Source organism: Streptomyces sp. (assembly GCF_036566765.1).
Taxonomy (GTDB): domain Bacteria; phylum Actinomycetota; class Actinomycetes; order Streptomycetales; family Streptomycetaceae; genus Streptomyces.
Genome location: NZ_DATCVQ010000068.1, coordinates 16,027 through 31,621, shown reverse-complemented (window position 1 = coordinate 31,621; position 15,595 = coordinate 16,027). Strand labels below are relative to the sequence as shown.

The 15,595-nt window shown below is 71.2% G+C and carries 15 protein-coding genes and 1 pseudogene; 10 read left to right on the top strand and 6 right to left on the bottom strand.

Annotation, left to right across the window (positions count from 1 at the left end):
- From VIU94_RS03520 to VIU94_RS03505, 4 genes and pseudogenes are all read left to right on the top strand, one after another.
- Positions 1-484, top strand: a pseudogene (locus tag VIU94_RS03520) (Tat pathway signal sequence domain protein); the annotation flags it as partial.
- A 74-nt stretch (positions 485-558) separates the two neighbouring features.
- The gene (locus VIU94_RS03515) at positions 559-1,857 is read left to right on the top strand and encodes a copper amine oxidase (protein WP_331907393.1); all 1,299 of its coding nucleotides are present in this window, start codon (positions 559-561) and stop codon (positions 1,855-1,857) included.
- Positions 1,858-1,956: 99 nt separating this feature from the next.
- Positions 1,957-3,222, top strand: a complete 1,266-nt coding sequence (locus VIU94_RS03510) for a DUF5919 domain-containing protein (RefSeq protein WP_331907391.1) — start codon at positions 1,957-1,959, stop codon at positions 3,220-3,222.
- 108 nt (positions 3,223-3,330) lie between these two features.
- Complete coding sequence (locus tag VIU94_RS03505) at positions 3,331-4,050, top strand: 3'-5' exonuclease (protein ID WP_331907390.1); 720 nt, start codon at positions 3,331-3,333, stop codon at positions 4,048-4,050.
- 10 nt (positions 4,051-4,060) lie between these two features.
- Here VIU94_RS03505 and VIU94_RS03500 read toward each other — a convergent pair whose 3' ends face one another.
- Together VIU94_RS03500 and VIU94_RS03495 are read right to left on the bottom strand one after the other, a co-directional pair.
- Complete coding sequence (locus tag VIU94_RS03500) at positions 4,061-4,891, bottom strand: alpha/beta fold hydrolase (RefSeq protein ID WP_331907388.1); 831 nt, start codon at positions 4,889-4,891, stop codon at positions 4,061-4,063.
- A 60-nt stretch (positions 4,892-4,951) separates the two neighbouring features.
- On the bottom strand, positions 4,952-5,809 hold the full coding sequence (locus VIU94_RS03495) for a phosphotransferase enzyme family protein (RefSeq protein WP_331907386.1): 858 nt from the start codon (positions 5,807-5,809) through the stop codon (positions 4,952-4,954).
- 137 nt (positions 5,810-5,946) lie between these two features.
- Here VIU94_RS03495 and VIU94_RS03490 point away from each other — a divergent pair, with 137 nt between their 5' ends.
- The 6 genes from VIU94_RS03490 to VIU94_RS03465 all read left to right on the top strand — a co-directional run bounded on the left by VIU94_RS03490 (position 5,947) and on the right by VIU94_RS03465 (position 11,782).
- Positions 5,947-6,888 carry a carbohydrate ABC transporter permease gene (locus VIU94_RS03490; RefSeq protein ID WP_331907384.1) on the top strand — a complete coding sequence of 314 codons (942 nt, stop codon included), beginning with the start codon at positions 5,947-5,949 and terminating at the stop codon, positions 6,886-6,888.
- Complete coding sequence (locus VIU94_RS03485; protein WP_331907382.1) at positions 6,885-7,727, top strand: carbohydrate ABC transporter permease; 843 nt, start codon at positions 6,885-6,887, stop codon at positions 7,725-7,727. Before VIU94_RS03490 ends, VIU94_RS03485 begins: the two co-directional genes overlap by 4 nt.
- Complete coding sequence (locus tag VIU94_RS03480) at positions 7,727-9,022, top strand: ABC transporter substrate-binding protein (RefSeq protein ID WP_331907380.1); 1,296 nt, start codon at positions 7,727-7,729, stop codon at positions 9,020-9,022. The genes VIU94_RS03485 and VIU94_RS03480 overlap by 1 nt, the downstream gene beginning before the upstream one ends.
- A gap of 203 nt (positions 9,023-9,225) precedes the next feature.
- Positions 9,226-10,428, top strand: a complete 1,203-nt coding sequence (locus VIU94_RS03475) for a S8 family peptidase (protein ID WP_331907378.1) — start codon at positions 9,226-9,228, stop codon at positions 10,426-10,428.
- A gap of 73 nt (positions 10,429-10,501) precedes the next feature.
- A complete protein-coding gene (locus tag VIU94_RS03470; protein ID WP_331907376.1) occupies positions 10,502-11,059 on the top strand; it encodes a DUF1697 domain-containing protein in 558 nt (185 codons plus the stop codon).
- Positions 11,060-11,146: 87 nt separating this feature from the next.
- Complete coding sequence (locus VIU94_RS03465; RefSeq protein WP_331907374.1) at positions 11,147-11,782, top strand: mycothiol-dependent nitroreductase Rv2466c family protein; 636 nt, start codon at positions 11,147-11,149, stop codon at positions 11,780-11,782.
- A 12-nt stretch (positions 11,783-11,794) separates the two neighbouring features.
- On the opposite strand, the gene VIU94_RS03460 is transcribed toward VIU94_RS03465, so the two are convergent.
- From VIU94_RS03460 to VIU94_RS03445, 4 genes are read right to left on the bottom strand one after another with little or no spacing between them, the layout of a single operon-like run.
- The gene (locus VIU94_RS03460) at positions 11,795-12,580 is read right to left on the bottom strand and encodes a sirohydrochlorin chelatase (RefSeq protein ID WP_331907372.1); all 786 of its coding nucleotides are present in this window, start codon (positions 12,578-12,580) and stop codon (positions 11,795-11,797) included.
- Between the two features lie 5 nt (positions 12,581-12,585).
- Positions 12,586-13,485 carry an ABC transporter permease gene (locus VIU94_RS03455; RefSeq protein ID WP_331907370.1) on the bottom strand — a complete coding sequence of 300 codons (900 nt, stop codon included), beginning with the start codon at positions 13,483-13,485 and terminating at the stop codon, positions 12,586-12,588.
- Positions 13,472-14,269: an ABC transporter ATP-binding protein gene (locus VIU94_RS03450; RefSeq protein ID WP_331907368.1), complete on the bottom strand. Its 798-nt coding sequence runs from the start codon at positions 14,267-14,269 to the stop codon at positions 13,472-13,474. Before VIU94_RS03450 ends, VIU94_RS03455 begins: the two co-directional genes overlap by 14 nt.
- Before the next feature lie 43 nt (positions 14,270-14,312).
- Positions 14,313-15,422 carry an aliphatic sulfonate ABC transporter substrate-binding protein gene (locus tag VIU94_RS03445; protein WP_331907366.1) on the bottom strand — a complete coding sequence of 370 codons (1,110 nt, stop codon included), beginning with the start codon at positions 15,420-15,422 and terminating at the stop codon, positions 14,313-14,315.
- Between the last annotated feature and the right edge of the window lie 173 nt (positions 15,423-15,595).

Genomic DNA, 15,595 nt, shown 5'->3' with positions numbered 1-15,595 from the left:
GGGCCCGCAGCATCTGGCCACCGTGCTCGCCGAGCCGCCGGCCGCCGAGGCGGACGCCCCGGCCCCGCCGCGCCGCGCCGAGGTGCGGTACTACGACTACGCGCGCGACGAGCTCATCACCCGCACCGTGAACCTGGACAGCGGAAAGGTGGAGAGTGCGCAGGCCCAGCGCGGGGTGCAGCCCTCGGCGCACCCCGCCGAACTGCGCGAGGCGCTGGAGCTCATCCTGGCGAGCCCGCTCGGCAAGGGCGTCAAGGAGGACTACAAGGACGCCACCGGGAAGGCGCTGACCTCGCCCGACCAGCTCTGGTTCAACGGCGACGCGTACCGGACCTACCGCGAGGCGAACGTGCCCGACGCGCTGAAGAAGTGCGGCGAGCACCGCTGCGTACGGCTCGTCACCAAGGTCCGGAACGGCTCGTGGATCGACACCCGGAACCTGATCGTCGACCTCAGCGCCCGGACCGTGACCCGCGTCGGCTGACCACCCGCGCCGGTCCACACCTCGACACACCTCTCATCCCTTTTCGCACGTCCGTACGAGGGAGTTCGTTCGTCATGCTCGTTTCCCGACTCCGCCGCGCCCGCAGGCACGGCGCCGTCCTCGCCGCCGCCGCACTGCTCGGCACGGCCACCGCCGCCGCGGGCCCGGTGACCGCCACCGCCTCGGCCGCTCCCGCGCCCGCCGCCGACTGCTCCGCCGCGTACCGCGTCGAGCAGAAGCTCGACGGCGGCACTGCCTGGCGCATGTGCTGGCGCTACGACATCGAACACGGGCTGATCCTGGACAAGATCACCTACCAGCCCAAGAGCGCCGCCGTCCCGATCCGCGTCATGAACAGCGCCAAGCTCGCCCAGATCCATGTGCCGTACGACGACGGCAACGCCGAGTACGACGACCTCACCGGTGCCGGGTTCGGCTGGGGCCTGCAGAACCTGCGCCCGGCCGAGTGCCCCGGCGGCACCATCACGCCCGTCCGGGTCCCCGAGGTGGGCACCGTCAACGGGCTGTGCACCACGACCCGCGCCCGCGGCCACGCGTATCGGATGGCCAACGACGAGGGCACCAAGGTCTGGCAGGCCCAGGGCAAGGACCTGCTCGTCTACACCGTCAACAAGGTGGCCTGGTACGAGTACATCACCGAGTGGCGGTTCTCCTCCGACGGCACCATCGCCGCCAACGTCGGCGCCACCGGCAGCCTCTCCCCGGGTGACTACAACGCCACCGACGGCCGCGGCTGGCCGATCGGACCCGGCGCCCGCTCGTACGCCACCAGCCATGCCCACAACGTGTTCTGGCGGCTCGACTTCGGGCTCGACGGCAGCGTGAAGGACCGGATCGAGCAGTTCGACTCCACCGTCACCCCGCCGAGCGGCGACGGGACGCCGACCGTGAAGACCACCCGCACCCCGATGACCAAGGAGTTCGCCGGGGACGCCAAGACGATGCGCTGGTGGCGGGTGGTGAGCGCCAACGGCAAGAACAAGGACGGCCACCCGCGCTCGTACGAGATCGTGCCCGGGCCCACCGCCAAGCACGCCGGCCGCGGCTTCACCAAGCACGACGTGTTCGTCACGCAGACCCGCGCCTGCGAGCAGTTCGCCAGCAACAACATCCGCAACTGCGGGACGGGCGCGCCCGACAGCGTCGACAAGTGGGTGAACGGCGAGACGCTGACCGATCCGGCGGTCTGGGTCAACATCGGGTTCCATCACATCGCCCGGGACGAGGACCAGCAGCCGATGCCGGTCCACTGGCAGGGATTCCAGCTCGCGCCCAGGGACGTAACCGCTATGAATCCGCTCACTCCGGCAGATCTCGCCGACCAGAACGGGGCCCCTGCTCAGGGCAGTTGAGTCGCGAGCCTGTCGATCCGGCTGCACCGCCTCCTTCTCCCGGAGTACCCTTCCTTGATCGTTGGCTACGGGCGTCCAGGAGCAGAAGGCGGTGCGCGGGTGAGCTCGGGAGGTTTGGAGCTTCCCCCAGGTGACGCGGGACGCGAGGGGGACCCCGTGAGCCCCGTCGACCCGGACACCCTCGTCGTGCCGCCGGGCGCGGTCCCGCTGGTGCGGCCGATGGAGATCGGGGCGGAACTCGACTGGGGCGCGGAGGCGTGGAGCGAGGTCCGTACCCGGGCGCAGCGGGCCGGCCGCGCCTACATCTGGCTGAATCTCGTCGAACAGCGGCTGCGGGCCGTGGTCGCCGCCGTGCTGCGCCCGGTGTACGAGCCGGTGCACGGCGAGGACTGGGTGGTGGCCGCGGCCGGGCCCGCCGGGCAGGAGTGGGTGCAGCGGGCGGTCGCGGTGCGCGAGGTGTCCCGGCGCAAGGGCTATCTGCTCGACCCGGCCGACGACAACGTCCTCAGCTTCCTCACGCTCCCGCAGCTGCGGGAGCTGATGGTGCAGCACTGGCCCTGCTTCGAGCCGTACTTCGACGACCGGCGCGAGGTGGAGCTGGCCCTCGACGAGCTGGAGGTCACCCGCAACGTCGTCTCCCGCAACCGGGCCCTGTCGCTGACCGTGCTCGCCCAGTCGGAGCGGGCCTCCGCCCGTCTCCTGGAGATCCTGGGCAGCGGTGCGGGCGTGCCGTCCGCGGACCGGCTGCCGGTCGACGCGGTCGAGGACCTGGTGGGGGACCGGTACGCGGACGTGGTCTCGGTCCACCCGGACCGGGTGCGGTTGCAGCGGCAGCTGCCGGCCGAGGACCTGTTCGGCGGGGCGCGCCGGCTCGACGCCACCGGGATAGGCCTGAACCTGCTGGTGCAGAACTTCTCCGGGCGACGCCTGGTGCGGCTGGCCGAATCCGGCTGCCGGATACGGCTGCTTTTCCTCAACCCGGCGAGCAGCGCGGTCAAGCGGCGCGAGCGGGAACTGGGGCTCCGCAAGGGCGAGTTGAGCCGCTCGGTGGAGATGAACATCCTGCACATGCGGCGGGTGCGCTCGAAGCTGCGCGACCCGGGCGCGTTCCAGATCCACGTCTTCGACGAGACCCCGCGGTTCACCGCGTACCTGGTGGACGGGGACGGGCCGGACGGGGTCGCGGTCGTCCAGTCCTATCTGCGCCGGGCGCGGGGCATGGAGGCCCCGGTGCTCGTGCTGCGCGGCGGCGGCCGGAACGTGCTCCGGGAGGAGCGGCCGGGCGGCGAGGGGGAACACGGACTCTTCACCACCTACCGGGAGGAGTTCGAGTCGGTCTGGCTCGATTCCCGTCCTGTTTCATGAGGTTTGACCGATTCTTCCCTGGGGGTCGAGGGGCTGTCCCGGGGGCGTTGTCAGTGGCGCGTGCGAGGGTGGTCGGCACCACGGGGGAGATCACGTAAGGAGGACCCGATGGCCTGGCATGGGGAACCGCTGGTCGGCTTCGACCTGGAGACGACCGGCACCGATCCGCTGGAGGCGCGGATCGTGACGGCCTCGGTCGTCGGCGTCGACGGGGGGCGCGTGGTGCGCCAGCGCGACTGGCTCGCCGACCCGGGCATCCGCATCCCGGAGCAGGCGTCCGCCATCCACGGCATCAGCAGCGAGCGCGCGGCGGCCGAGGGGCGGCCGGTGCGCGAGGTGGCCGACGAGATCGCCGAGACGCTGACCGGGTACTGGAACCAGGGCGTCCCGGTCGTCGCGTACAACGCCTCCTTCGACCTGACCCTGCTCTCGGCCGAACTGCTCCGGCACGGACTGCCCTCGCTGGGCGAACGGCTCGGCGGCGCGATAGGCCCGGTCGTCGACCCGTACACCATCGACCGCCACGTGGACCGCTACCGACGCGGCAAGCGCACCCTGGAGGCGGTCTGCGCGGAGTACGACGTCGTCCTCGACGCGGCCCACCAGGCGGCCGCGGACGCGCTGGCCGCGGTCCGGGTCGCCGTGGCGATAGCCGAGCGGCACCCGACGGTGGCCGCCCTCACCCCCGCCGAGCTGCACGCGCGCCAGATCGACTGGTACCGCGAGCGGGCCGTGGACTTCCAGGCCTTCCTGCGCAGGAAGGGCGACCCGGAGGCGTCCGTCGACCCGTCGTGGCCGCTGCGGGACCTCGCGCCCGTCGCCGGCTGAGCCGGGGCCGTCAGCGGGCGGGGTTCTCCGCGAGGAAGTCCAGGAGCAGCGCGTTGACCCGCTCCGGCGCATCCAGAGTGAGCCAGTGGCCCGTGTCCTCGATCCGCTCGTAGCGCCAGGAGCCGGCCACGTGCTTGGCGGTGCCGGACATGGACTGCTCGGTGAGGAACGGGTCGCCGGTGCTCCACACGCCCATGACCGGGCCGGGCAGCGGCGGCAGTTCGAAGGCCGGGCCGAACAGGACCTCGGGCGGCATGCCCGCCCGGTAGATGTTCAGGGCGGCGGTGAGCGCGCCGGGCGCGCGCAGCGGCTCCAGGACCGCCTCCGTGTCGGGGTGCCCGTCCAGCATGTGGCGGAGGTTGGCGAAGTCGTCCCGCGCCAGCCAGTCCTCGGAGACGCCCGCGTGCTGGAACAGGAGCATGTACCAGGACTGCTGCTTCTGCGCCCAGCCCGCGTCCCGGATCGCCGCGAAATGCCCCACCGACAGCAGGCTCAGGCTCGCCACCCGGTCCGGCACGGTCTGGGCGACGCCCTGCGCGATGCCCGAGCCCCAGTCGTGGCCGACCAGATGGAATCGGTCGACGTCCAGCCGCGCGAGCAGTTCGAGCAGGTCGCCCACGTGCTTCGCGGGGTGGTACGCCTCCGGGCCGGCCTCGGGCCGGTCCGACGCGCCGAAGCCGCGCAGGGTGGGGGCGATCGTGCGGTAGCCGGCCGCGTTCAGGGCGGCGACCTGGTGCCGCCAGAGGTGGTGCGAGTCGGGGAAGCCGTGCACCAGCAGCACGGCCGGTCCCTCGCCGCTCGCCTCGACGTCCAGGGTCACCTCGGACAGTTCCACGCGCATCACAACACCTCGTCCTGGCAGGGGATTTCGGTCCCGGCCATGATGTCAGAACGCGTGAGGTCAGAAGGGGTACCAGCGCACCTCCGGGTCGCCGTCGCGCAGCGAGGCCACCCGGCGCTCGAATTCGGCCAGGGCCTTGGCGTTGGTCGGGGCGTGCTGGGCGACCCAGGCGCAGCTCGCGGTCTCCCGTGCGCCGCGCAGTACCGCGCAGCCCTCCCACTCCCGCACGTCCCAGCCGTACGCCTCGGTGAACGCGTCGTAGGCGGCCGGGTCGAGGCCGTACCGGTCGCGGGAGAGCGCCAGGACCACCAGATCGTGCTCGCGCAGGTCCGAGGAGAAGGTCTCCAGGTCGACCAGGACCGGCCCGTCGGGGCCGACGTGCACATTGCGGGGGAGCGCGTCGCCGTGGATCGGGCCCGGCGTCAGCCGCGGGGTGAGCGCGGCGGCCGCCGGGGCGAAGGAGTCCCGCCGTTCCCGCAGATAGGCCGCGTCCGCCGGGTCGATCGCCTCGCCGGCGAGCCGTAGCCAGCGCTCGACCCCGCCGAGCAGGTCACGGCGGGGCAGCGCGAGGCCCTCCGGCTCGGGCAGGGCGTGCACCTGCCGGAGCAGCGGGGCGAGGTCCCGCGGCTCGGCCGGGCGCACCGCCTCGGGCAGCCGGCGCCAGAGGGTGACCGGGTGCCCGTCCACCAGCAGGGCCTTGGGCTCGGCCGGGCGCACGGCGGGCACGCCCGCCTCCGCCAGCCAGCCGGCCAGGGCGAGCTCCCGCTCGGCGCGGTCGAGCAGCTCCGCGTCCCGGCCGATCTTCACCACCACGTCGCCCGCGGCGAAGACCGCGTTCTCGCCCAGCGCCAGCAGCGCGGCGTCCGCCGGCGGCAGTCCCGCGGCGGCCAGGATCTCCCGTGCCCGCGCCTCATCCATCGATGTCTCCCCAGCTCCCGGTGCGAATGCGACAAAGTCTCGCATCGACGCAGGCCGCCTTGACGAACCGACGACCCGTCAGGACCATGACCGGAGGCGGGTTCTACTTCACAAAGGGCACCAAAAGGGGTCGAATTGTGAGTTCAGTGACCGCAACGAAGCGGTCCGGCGGAACGGAGTCGGCCGCCGGCCGAAGACCGGACAGAGGACGGCGCGACCACGGCGCCTGGTTCCTCGTGCTGCCCGCGCTCCTCCCGATCCTGCTGCTCAGCGTCGGCCCGCTGCTCTACGGCATCGCCCTGGCCTTCACCGACGCCCAGTCCGGCCGCACCCAGGCCACCCAGTGGGTCGGCGCCCTCAACTTCCAGGACCTCCTGCACGACACCCTCTTCTGGGACTCCTTCCGGATCGGCCTGCTCTGGGCGGTCGGCGTCACGGTCCCGCAGTTCCTGCTCGCCCTGGGCCTCGCCCTGCTGCTCAACGAGAAGCTCCGCTTCCGCTGGCTGGCGAGAGCGCTCGCGATCATCCCGTGGGCCATGCCCGAGGTCGTCGTCGGCATCATGTGGCGGCTGGTCTACAACCCCGACGCGGGCATCCTCAACGAGAGCATTCGCGACCTCGGTCTGGGCGACGGCCGCGACTGGCTCACCGGTCTCGCCACCGCCCTGCCCGCCGTGATCCTCGTCGGCATCTGGGCCGGCATGCCGCAGACCACCGTGACCCTGCTCGCCGGACTCCAGAACACCCCGCACGAGCTGCACGAGGCCGCCGCCCTCGACGGCGCGGGCGCCTGGCGCCGGTTCCGCACCGTCACCTGGCCGGCGCTGCGCCCGGTCGCCCTGGCCATCACCGCACTCAACTTCATCTGGAACTTCAACGCCTTCGCCCTGGTCTACGTGCTGACCAACGGCGGACCCGGCGGCCGCACCCGGCTGCCGATGCTCTTCGCCTACGAAGAGGCGTTCCGGTACGGGCAGTTCGGCTACGCCGCCGCGATGGGCTGCGTGATGGTCGCGGTGATCTCCGTGCTCCTCGCCCTGCACCTCGTCGGCCGGCTCAAGGGAGGCGAGCAGCGATGAGCGCGTTCCGCACCAGCAGACCCGCCCGGCTCGGTCAGTACCTCGCGCTCCTCGCGTACCTGGTGTTCCTCGCCTTCCCGTTCCTCTGGCTGGTCTCCACGGCCTTCAAGCCCGCCCGCGAGCTCGGCTCGCTGCACCCCACCTGGATCCCCGAGGACCCCACCCTCGGCAACTTCCGCCAGGCCTTCGACGAGCAGCCGCTGCTCAGCGCGGCCGGCAACAGCCTGCTCGCCGCGCTCGCCGCCGCGCTGATCGCCGTCCTCGTCGCGACCCCGATGGCCTATGCGATGGCCCGGCGACGCGGCAGACTCGCCGCCGCCACCACCGGCTGGGTGGTGGTGAGCCAGGCGTTCCCCTTCGTCCTCGTGATCATCCCGCTCTTCCTCGTCCTGAAGAACCTGCACCTGATCAACAGCCTGGCCGGGCTGATCCTGGTGTACGTGGTCTGGGCGCTGCCGTTCGCGCTGTGGATGCTCGTCGGGTACGTACGGGCCGTCCCGGCCGAACTGGAGGAGGCCGCCGCCGTCGACGGCGCCGGGAGGCTCCGTACCCTCGTCTCGGTCACCGCGCCGCTGCTCGCCCCCGGCATCGTCGCCACCGCGCTCTTCGCCTTCATCACCGCATGGAACGAGTTCTTCTTCGCGCTCGTCCTGCTCAAGACCCCGGAGAAGCAGACCTTGCCGGTCGTCCTCACCCACTTCCTCGGCGCGGAGGGCGTCGCCGACCTCGGGCCCCTCGCCGCGGCCGCGTTCCTCGCCACCCTGCCCTCGCTGGTGATCTTCGCGCTCATCCAGAGACGGATCACCGGCGGGATGCTGGCCGGGGCGGTGAAGTCCTGATGCGCGCACGGGTGTTCACGGCGGCCGCAGCCTCACTGGCGCTGCTGCTCACCGGCTGCGCCGGGGACGACGAGGAGCGGGACAGCGGCGGGATCCGGCTCAGGTTCCAGTCGCTGGCCTGGCAGAAGGAGTCGGTCGACGCCAACAAGCAGCTGGTGGCGGAGTGGAACGCGGCCCACCCCGACATCCGGGTCGACTATGTGCAGGGCAGCTGGGACAGCGTCCACGACCAGCTGCTGACCTCCTTCGAGGGCGGCGAGGCCCCCGACGTCATCCACGACGCCTCCGACGACCTGGCCGACTTCGCGTACGGCGGCTACCTCGCCGACCTGCGTGGACTGCTGCCCGAGCGGCTGCGCGCCGACATCCCCGCGCGCAGCTGGGAGACCACGACCTTCGGCGACGGGGTCTACGGCGTGCCGTTCCTCCAGGAACCGCGCGTGATCATGGCCAACAAGAACATTCTGGAGTCCTCCGGGGTCCGGATCCCGACGCCCGAACAGCCGTGGACCTGGGCGGAGTTCCGTCAGGTCACCAAGGACCTCACGGCGAAGATGGGCGAGGGGAAGAACGCGATCGCCTGGCCGCTGAAGGAACCCGTCTCGGTCAGCCTCAACCTCGGCCTCTCGGCCGGCGGCCGGCTTTTCCATCGCGGCGCGGACGGCCGGGTGACGATCCGCTTCGACGAGGCCGACTCCGTGGTCGCGGGCACCGTCCACGACCAGGTCAACACCGACCACAGCGCGTCCCGTTCGACCCTCGGCTCCGGCGGCTCCGACACCCTGCCCGGCTTCTTCGCCGGCAAGTACGCGATGGTCCCGCTGGGCTTCTCGTACCGCCAGCAGATCGTTCAGCAGGCCCCGAAGGGCTTCGAGTGGATCGTGCTCCCCGCCCCCGCCGGACCCGGGGGGCTTGCCCAGGGCGTCAGCCCTCAGACCCTCTCGATAGCCGAGGACAGCCCGCACAAGAAGGAGGCCGCGCGCTTCCTCGACTTCCTGCTGCAGCCACGGAACATGGTCCGGCTCGCCCGCGGCGACTGGATGCTGCCGACCGGCACGGCCGCACTCGCCGACCCCTCCCTGCACACCGCGAAGGACGGCTGGGCGACAGGCGCTTCCGTGGCCGCGCAATTGCGCTCCGCGCCCGCGCAATCGGTGCGTGGATATCCGGAGTGGAAGGACAAGGTCGCGACCCCCGCTTTCCAGGAGTACTACAGCGGTGCGATCGATATGGGGGAGCTCCGTAAAAGGCTTGTGAAGGACGGAAATGGGGTGCTCGCGCGCTACCAGCGGTAGCACCTGGGCGAGTTGAGAACTCATCCAGGCGAGTTGAGAGGTACGCCCGACTTTGTTATTACGAAGGCTTGTTGAGTAAGTCACAGCTGTATGAAGGTCTTGATCTGAGCGCGTCATTCCGTCAGGGTTTTGAAGCAGTCGCCGGAGATTTTCCTTCCGGTGACTCAACCCCCCACAAAATGCTGACGAGGAGAACCCTCTTCATGGCAACACACAAGCGTGCCCGGAAGCTGACGCTCACCGCCGGAATCACCGCCGTCGCCGTCGCCGCCGGACTCACCGCACTCACCAGCCCGTTCGCGGGCGCCGCCTCCGCCCCCGCCGAAGGCAAGGTCTACGGACTCAACGCGGCGGGCGAGGTCGACGGCAGCTTCATCGTCCTGCTGGACGAGAAGGCCGACAAGAAGAAGCTGGCCGCGCAGTACGGCGGCACCCTGAGCCGGAGCTACAACTCGGCGATCAACGGCTTCTCCGCCAAGGGGCTTTCGGAGACCGAGGCCAAGCGTCTCGCGGCCGACCCGGCCGTCGCCAAGGTCGTCCAGAACAAGAAGTTCAGCATCAACGAGACGCAGGACAACCCGCCGTCCTGGGGTCTGGACCGCGTCGACCAGACCGAGACCGCCGGCGACCAGAAGTACACCTACCCGGACAAGGCGGGTGAGGGCGTCACCGCGTACGTCATCGACACCGGCGTCCGCATCAGCCACGAGGACTTCGGCGGCCGGGCTGCGCACGGCTTCGACGCCGTGGACAACGACGACTCCGCCGACGACGGCAACGGCCACGGCACGCACGTCGCCGGCACCATCGCCGGCACCGCCCACGGCATCGCCAAGAAGGCGAAGATCGTCGCGGTCCGCGTCCTCGACGACAACGGCTCCGGCACCACCGAGCAGGTCGTCGCCGGCATCGACTGGGTCACCAAGAACCACCAGGGCCCGTCCGTCGCCAACATGAGCCTCGGCGGCGGCGCCGACGAGGCGCTCGACGAGGCGGTCCGCAAGGCCATCGCCGCCGGCGTCACCTTCGGCGTCGCGGCCGGCAACGAGTCCTCCGACGCCGGCCAGGGCTCGCCGTCCCGCGTGAAGGAGGCCATCACGGTCGCCTCCTCCACCAAGGACGACGCGCAGTCGGACTTCTCCAACTTCGGCTCGGTCGTGGACATCTACGCCCCGGGCTCGGAGATCACCTCCGCCTGGAACGACAGCGACACCGGCACCAAGACGATATCCGGCACGTCCATGGCGACGCCGCACGTCGTCGGCGCGGCCGCCGTCTACCTGGCCGGCCACCCCGACGCCACCCCGGAGCAGGTCGCCGAGGCCCTGGTCGCGGGCGCCACGGACGGCAAGATCACCAACCCGAGCGAGGGCACCGCGAACAAGCTGCTCAAGATCGTCGAGTAGTCGCACCCCTCCGATGACCGGCGGTCGCCGTGCCCTCCCCCACGGGGCACGGCGGCCGCTTTATCGTGTGCCCATGACAACGACGTACGCCCTGCTCCTGCGCGGGATCAATGTGAGCGGACACCGCAAGGTGCCCATGGCGGAGCTCCGCTCCCTGATCGAGGGGCTCGGCCACACCGCGGTGCGGACGTACCTGCAGAGCGGCAACGCCGTCTTCACGACCGAGGGGGACGAGGACGAGGGCGAGGAGCACCTCACCCGTCAGCTGGAGCAGGCGATCGAGGAGCACTTCGGCTTCCGCGTCGACTGCCTCGTCCGGGACGCCGGGTATCTCGCCGCCGTCGCCGAGGCCTGCCCGTTCCCCGCCGAGGAGCTCGAAGGCAAGCAGCTGCACGTCACGTACTACTCCGCGCCCGTCGGCCCCGAGGCCTTCGCGGACCTGGACCCGGCGAGCTTCCTGCCCGAGGAGTTCCGGCTCGGCGACCGCGCTCTCTACCTGTACGCCCCGGAGGGCCTCGGCCGCTCCAAGCTCGGCGAGGCGCTCCACAAGCCCTCCCGGAACAAGGGCGTCATCGCCACCAGCCGCAACTGGAACACCGTCGCCAAGCTCGTCGAGATGACCCGCGACTGACGCGCCGCGCGGGGCCGGTGGTGGCCCAGTTGACGGAGTCCCGATTGGCCCGCCGACGAAGGCCGCTCGCTCACTACGCTCGGACACATGACCACCGAGACCGCCCAGACCACCGCCGCCAAGCCCGTCGTCGACTTCTGGTTCGACCCGGCCTGCCCGTTCGCCTGGATCACCTCCCGCTGGATGCTGGAGGTCGAGCGGCAGCGCGACGTCGAGCTGCGCTTCCATGTGATGAGCCTGTACTTCCACAACGAGGGCAACGAGCTCCCGGACTGGTACCGCACGCTCGTCGACAAGTCGATAGGCCCGGTCCGGGTCGCCGCCGCGGCCGCCGCGCAGCACGGCCCGGAGGTGCTGCGGGACCTGTACACCGCGTACGGCACCCGCATCCACGAGAAGAAGGCGGAGGACTTCGACGCAGTCGTCGCCGAGTCCCTCGCCGAGCTGGGTCTGCCGGCCGAACTGGCGGCCGCGGCGCACGACCCCGCGCACGACGAGACGGTGCGGGTCAGCCACGACGCGGGGAAGGACCCGGAGGCGGGCGGCTACGTCGGCACCCCGACGATCCACGTGGACGGCACCGTCTGGTTCGGGCCGGTGCTGCGGGCGATCCCGCGCGGCGAGAAGGCGGCCGAGCTGTTCGACAGCTTCCGCGTCCTGGCCGGCCACCCCGACCTGTTCGAGCTGAAGCGGACCCGCACCGGCGGCCTCGACTTCGCTTGAGCCGTACTCGCCCTACGCGGCGATGCGCTCCTCGGCCCGTGCCCCGTCGTACCGCTCCAGAAGGAGCCGGAACAGCTCGGGGGAGGGGCCGAGGACATCGGCCAGCACGTCCGCCCCGCCCTCGCGGGCGCCGGCCGCGATGCGGTCCGGGAGCCGGCCGGGGGCGAGCACGAACGGGGCGACCGCCACCCGGCGGACGCCGTCGGCGCGCAGCGCACGGACGGCGTCCTCGGTGCGCGGCAGAGATGCGGAGGCGAACGCAGGCCGCACGGAGCACCAACCGGTGCGCCGCAGCTCCCGCGCCGTGTGTGCGATCGCTGCGATCGCCTCCGGGTCGGTGGAGCCCGCCGAGGCCAGGACGACCCCGGTCGCGCTCTTGTCGGCGGGCGTGAGGCCCGCCTCGTACAGCCGTCGCTCCACCGCCGCGAGCAGCAGCGGCGACGGGCCGAGCACCTCCGCCTGCCGGATCCGCAGCGAGGGCGGGGCCTCGCGCAGGACGGCGGGGACGTCGGACTTGGCGTGGAAGGCACGGGTCAGCAGCAGCGGCAGCGCCACCACGTCACGGACCCCCTCCGCCGCGAGCCGGTCGAGCACCCCGGCCACGGACGGCAGGTCGAAGTCCAGGAACGCCGTCTCCACGCGCAGCCCGGGCCGCAGCGACCGCACGCCGCGCACCAGCGCGTGCACGGTCGCCGCGTGCCGCGGATCGCGGCTGCCGTGGGCGATGACGAGAAGGACAGGCGCGAAGCGCTTCCTTGGAAGGGTGGTGGTGGGCGACGGGAGGGCGGGGCGGTTCATGGGAGTCAGCTCTTCACCAGCAGGCCGCGGCGGCGCAGCACCATGCGCTCCAGCGGGCTGAAGATCAGCAGGTCGATGGCGACGCCGACCAGCAGGATCAGGATGATCGCCAGGAAGATCCCCGGCATGTCGAAGTTGTTCCGGCCGTTCTCCAGGAGCTGGCCGAGGCCCAGGCCCAGGTCGGGCGAGGAGGCGATGATCTCCGCGGCCATCAGCGAACGCCAGGAGAACGCCCAGCCCTGCTTCAGGCCCGCCAGATAGCCGGGCAGCGCGGCCGGCATCACGATGTGCCAGGCGCCCTTGAGCCCGGTCGCGCCCAGCGTGCGCCCGGCCCGCAGGAACAGCGGCGGGACCTGGTCCACGCCGGCCACCAGGCCGTTGGCGATGGACGGGACGGCGCCCAGCAGGATGACGGCGAACATCATCTGGTCGTTGAGGCCGAGCCACAGCACCGCGGGCGCCACCCAGGCGACCGACGGCAGCGACTGCAGTCCGGACAGGATCGGCCCGATCGCCGTCCGCACCACGCTCACGCGGGCGACCAGCAGGCCGAGCGGCGTGCCGATGGCGAGCGCGAGGAGGAAGCCGAGCAGGGCTCGGGACACGCTGGTCCACAGGACTTCGAGCAGCGTGCCCTGCAGCCACATGGCGGCCAGGCTGTCCCAGACCGCGCCGGGCGAGGGCAGCTTGCCCTCGTCGGCGACCTTCGCGGTGACCAGCAGCTGCCAGGCGAGCAGGACCAATGCGACGGCGAGGACGGGCGGCAGGACCTTCTTCAGCAGGACCTCGCGCACCGGGGTGCGGCGGATCTGCACGCTGTCCAGCGCGTCGAGCCCGGCCTCCAGTCCCGCGAGGTCGTCGGTCTTCACCGGCTTGACGGCGTCGGTCGTCTCAGTGCTGGCCATGACGGCGGATCTCCCCACGCAGTTCTTCGGTGATCTCGACGGACAGCTCCGCCACGGCGGCGTCCTCGATGCGGCGCGGCTGCGGGATGTCGATCGTCCACTCCCGGGCGATCCGGCCCGGCCGGGACGACAGCAGCACCACGCGCTCGGCGAGTCGCACGGCCTCACGCACGTTGTGGGTGACGAACAGGACCGACAGCTTGGTCTCCCGCCAGATCCGGGTCAGCTCGTCGTGCAGCACGTCCCGGGTGATGGCGTCGAGCGCCGCGAACGGCTCGTCCATCAGCAGCAGATCGCTGTCCTGGGCGAGCGCCCGGGCCAGCGCCACGCGCTGCCGCATGCCGCCGGACAGCTCGTGCACGCGCTTGCCGTACGAGCCGCCGAGCCGGACGAGTTCGAGCAGCCGCTCGGCCTCGGGGCGGCGCTCGGCCTTGGCGAGCCCGCGCAGCTTCAGCGCGAGCTCGATGTTCTTGCCCGCGGTGAGCCACGGGAACAGGGCGTGTTCCTGGAACATCAGGGCCGGCCGGCCGCCGGGGGTCTCGATGGACCCCGCGGTCGGCCGGTCGAGCCCGGCGACCAGGTTGAGCAGCGTGGACTTGCCGCAGCCCGAGGCCCCCAGGAGGGTGACGAACTCGCCCGGCGCGACATCGAGCGAGATGTCGTCGAGGACGAGCTGGCCTCCGGCGGGACCGCCGAAGGACTTCGAGACGTGCGCGATGCGCGCGGCGTGACCGACCGCTTCGGCGCGGTCCGCGGCCTTGGCGAGCGTCGTGGTCGTGGCCATGGTCGTCACCTCCTGGGAGACCTGAACTCGGGCTGTGGGTCGGTTACTTGACGCCGAGACCGGCGTCGGAGACCTCGGGCTGACCCGCGGCCTTGAGAACCTTGTTGAGCGGCTTCAGGTCGTAGATGCCGTTCAGGTCGGGCTTCTCGAGGAGACCGGCCTTCACCGCGTGGTCGGCCTGCGCCTGGAGCGTGGCGGCCAGCGGGTCGTTCGTGAACTGGATCGACGGCCAGGCGCTGTTGATGACCTTGTCACCGAGCGGCTTGCCGGAGAGCTCCTTCAGCTTGGCGTTCGCCGAGGCCTTCGCCTTCTCCGGGTTGGCGTTGATCCACTTGTTGGTCGCCACCGAGCCGCGCAGCACCGCCTCGACGACGTCGGGGTGCGCCTTGAGGAACTTCTGCGACACGATGATGTTGGTGATCACGAACTTCTTGTCGGGCCACAGGTCCGACTCGTCGAGCAGCACCTTCCCGCCCTCGCTGACCAGCTTGGACGCGGTCGGCTCCGGCACCCACGCGCCGTCGATCGAACCGGCCTTGTAGGCGTCCGGGGTGATCTTGTTGTCGGTGCGGAGCACGGAGACGTCGCCCTTGCCGCTCTGGGCGTCGACCTTCCAGCCCTTCTCCGAGATCCAGTTGAGGAAGGCCACGTCCTGCGTGTTGCCGAGCTGCGGGGTGGCGATCTTCTTGCCCTTGACGTCGTCCAGGGTCTTGATCTTGTCCGGGTTCACCACCAGCTTCACGCCGCCGGAGGCCGCGCCGCCGACGATGCGCAGGTTGCTGCCCTTGGACTTGGTGTAGCCGTTGATGGACGGCGAGGGGCCGATGAAGCCGATGTCGATGGAGTCGGCGTTCAGGGCCTCGATCTCGGACGGGCCGGCGTTGAAGGTGGAGACCTTCAGCTGGGTGCCGCCCAGCTCCTTCTGGAGGATGCCTTCCTGGTGCCCGACCAGGGCCGTGGCGTGCGTCAGGTTGGGAAAGTACCCGAGTCGTACGGTGTCGGCGGAGAGCTTCTTGCCCTCGGCGGCCACCTTCTTCTCGTCGTTCTTGGCCTCGGAGCCATAGCCGCACGAGGCGAGCGCACCGATCAGCAGCGGCAGGGCGGCGGCGGCGACAGCGCCGCGGCGGAGGGTGGTGCGGGACGTGGCAGACACGGGTGGTGTTCCCCTTCGTTCAGGGTCTTCGAAGTCTTCGTCTATGTCGTCGTGCAGGGTGGAGCGGGTGGAGCTGCATCGCGCCGCGTACGGCGCGCATCGGCGTCAGCACGCACATCGCGCGACACCTCCCATGCCCGCGCCGAGGGCGCCGGAGCCCACCCGGCCGCCTT

Excerpts from the sequence above, each read along its gene's own strand:
- VIU94_RS03485 (WP_331907382.1), top strand. The coding sequence starts at position 6,885 with ATGAGCGCGTTCCGCACCAGCAGACCCGCCCGGCTCGGTCAGTACCTC.
- VIU94_RS03465 (WP_331907374.1), top strand. The coding sequence starts at position 11,147 with ATGACCACCGAGACCGCCCAGACCACCGCCGCCAAGCCCGTCGTCGAC.
- VIU94_RS03455 (WP_331907370.1), bottom strand. The coding sequence starts at position 13,485 with ATGGCCAGCACTGAGACGACCGACGCCGTCAAGCCGGTGAAGACCGAC.
- VIU94_RS03475 (WP_331907378.1), top strand. The coding sequence starts at position 9,226 with ATGGCAACACACAAGCGTGCCCGGAAGCTGACGCTCACCGCCGGAATC.
- VIU94_RS03505 (WP_331907390.1), top strand. The coding sequence starts at position 3,331 with ATGGCCTGGCATGGGGAACCGCTGGTCGGCTTCGACCTGGAGACGACC.
- VIU94_RS03460 (WP_331907372.1), bottom strand. The coding sequence starts at position 12,580 with ATGAACCGCCCCGCCCTCCCGTCGCCCACCACCACCCTTCCAAGGAAG.
- VIU94_RS03495 (WP_331907386.1), bottom strand. The coding sequence starts at position 5,809 with ATGGATGAGGCGCGGGCACGGGAGATCCTGGCCGCCGCGGGACTGCCG.
- VIU94_RS03470 (WP_331907376.1), top strand. The coding sequence starts at position 10,502 with ATGACAACGACGTACGCCCTGCTCCTGCGCGGGATCAATGTGAGCGGA.
- VIU94_RS03450 (WP_331907368.1), bottom strand. The coding sequence starts at position 14,269 with ATGGCCACGACCACGACGCTCGCCAAGGCCGCGGACCGCGCCGAAGCG.
- VIU94_RS03515 (WP_331907393.1), top strand. The coding sequence starts at position 559 with ATGCTCGTTTCCCGACTCCGCCGCGCCCGCAGGCACGGCGCCGTCCTC.
- VIU94_RS03480 (WP_331907380.1), top strand. The coding sequence starts at position 7,727 with ATGCGCGCACGGGTGTTCACGGCGGCCGCAGCCTCACTGGCGCTGCTG.
- VIU94_RS03500 (WP_331907388.1), bottom strand. The coding sequence starts at position 4,891 with ATGCGCGTGGAACTGTCCGAGGTGACCCTGGACGTCGAGGCGAGCGGC.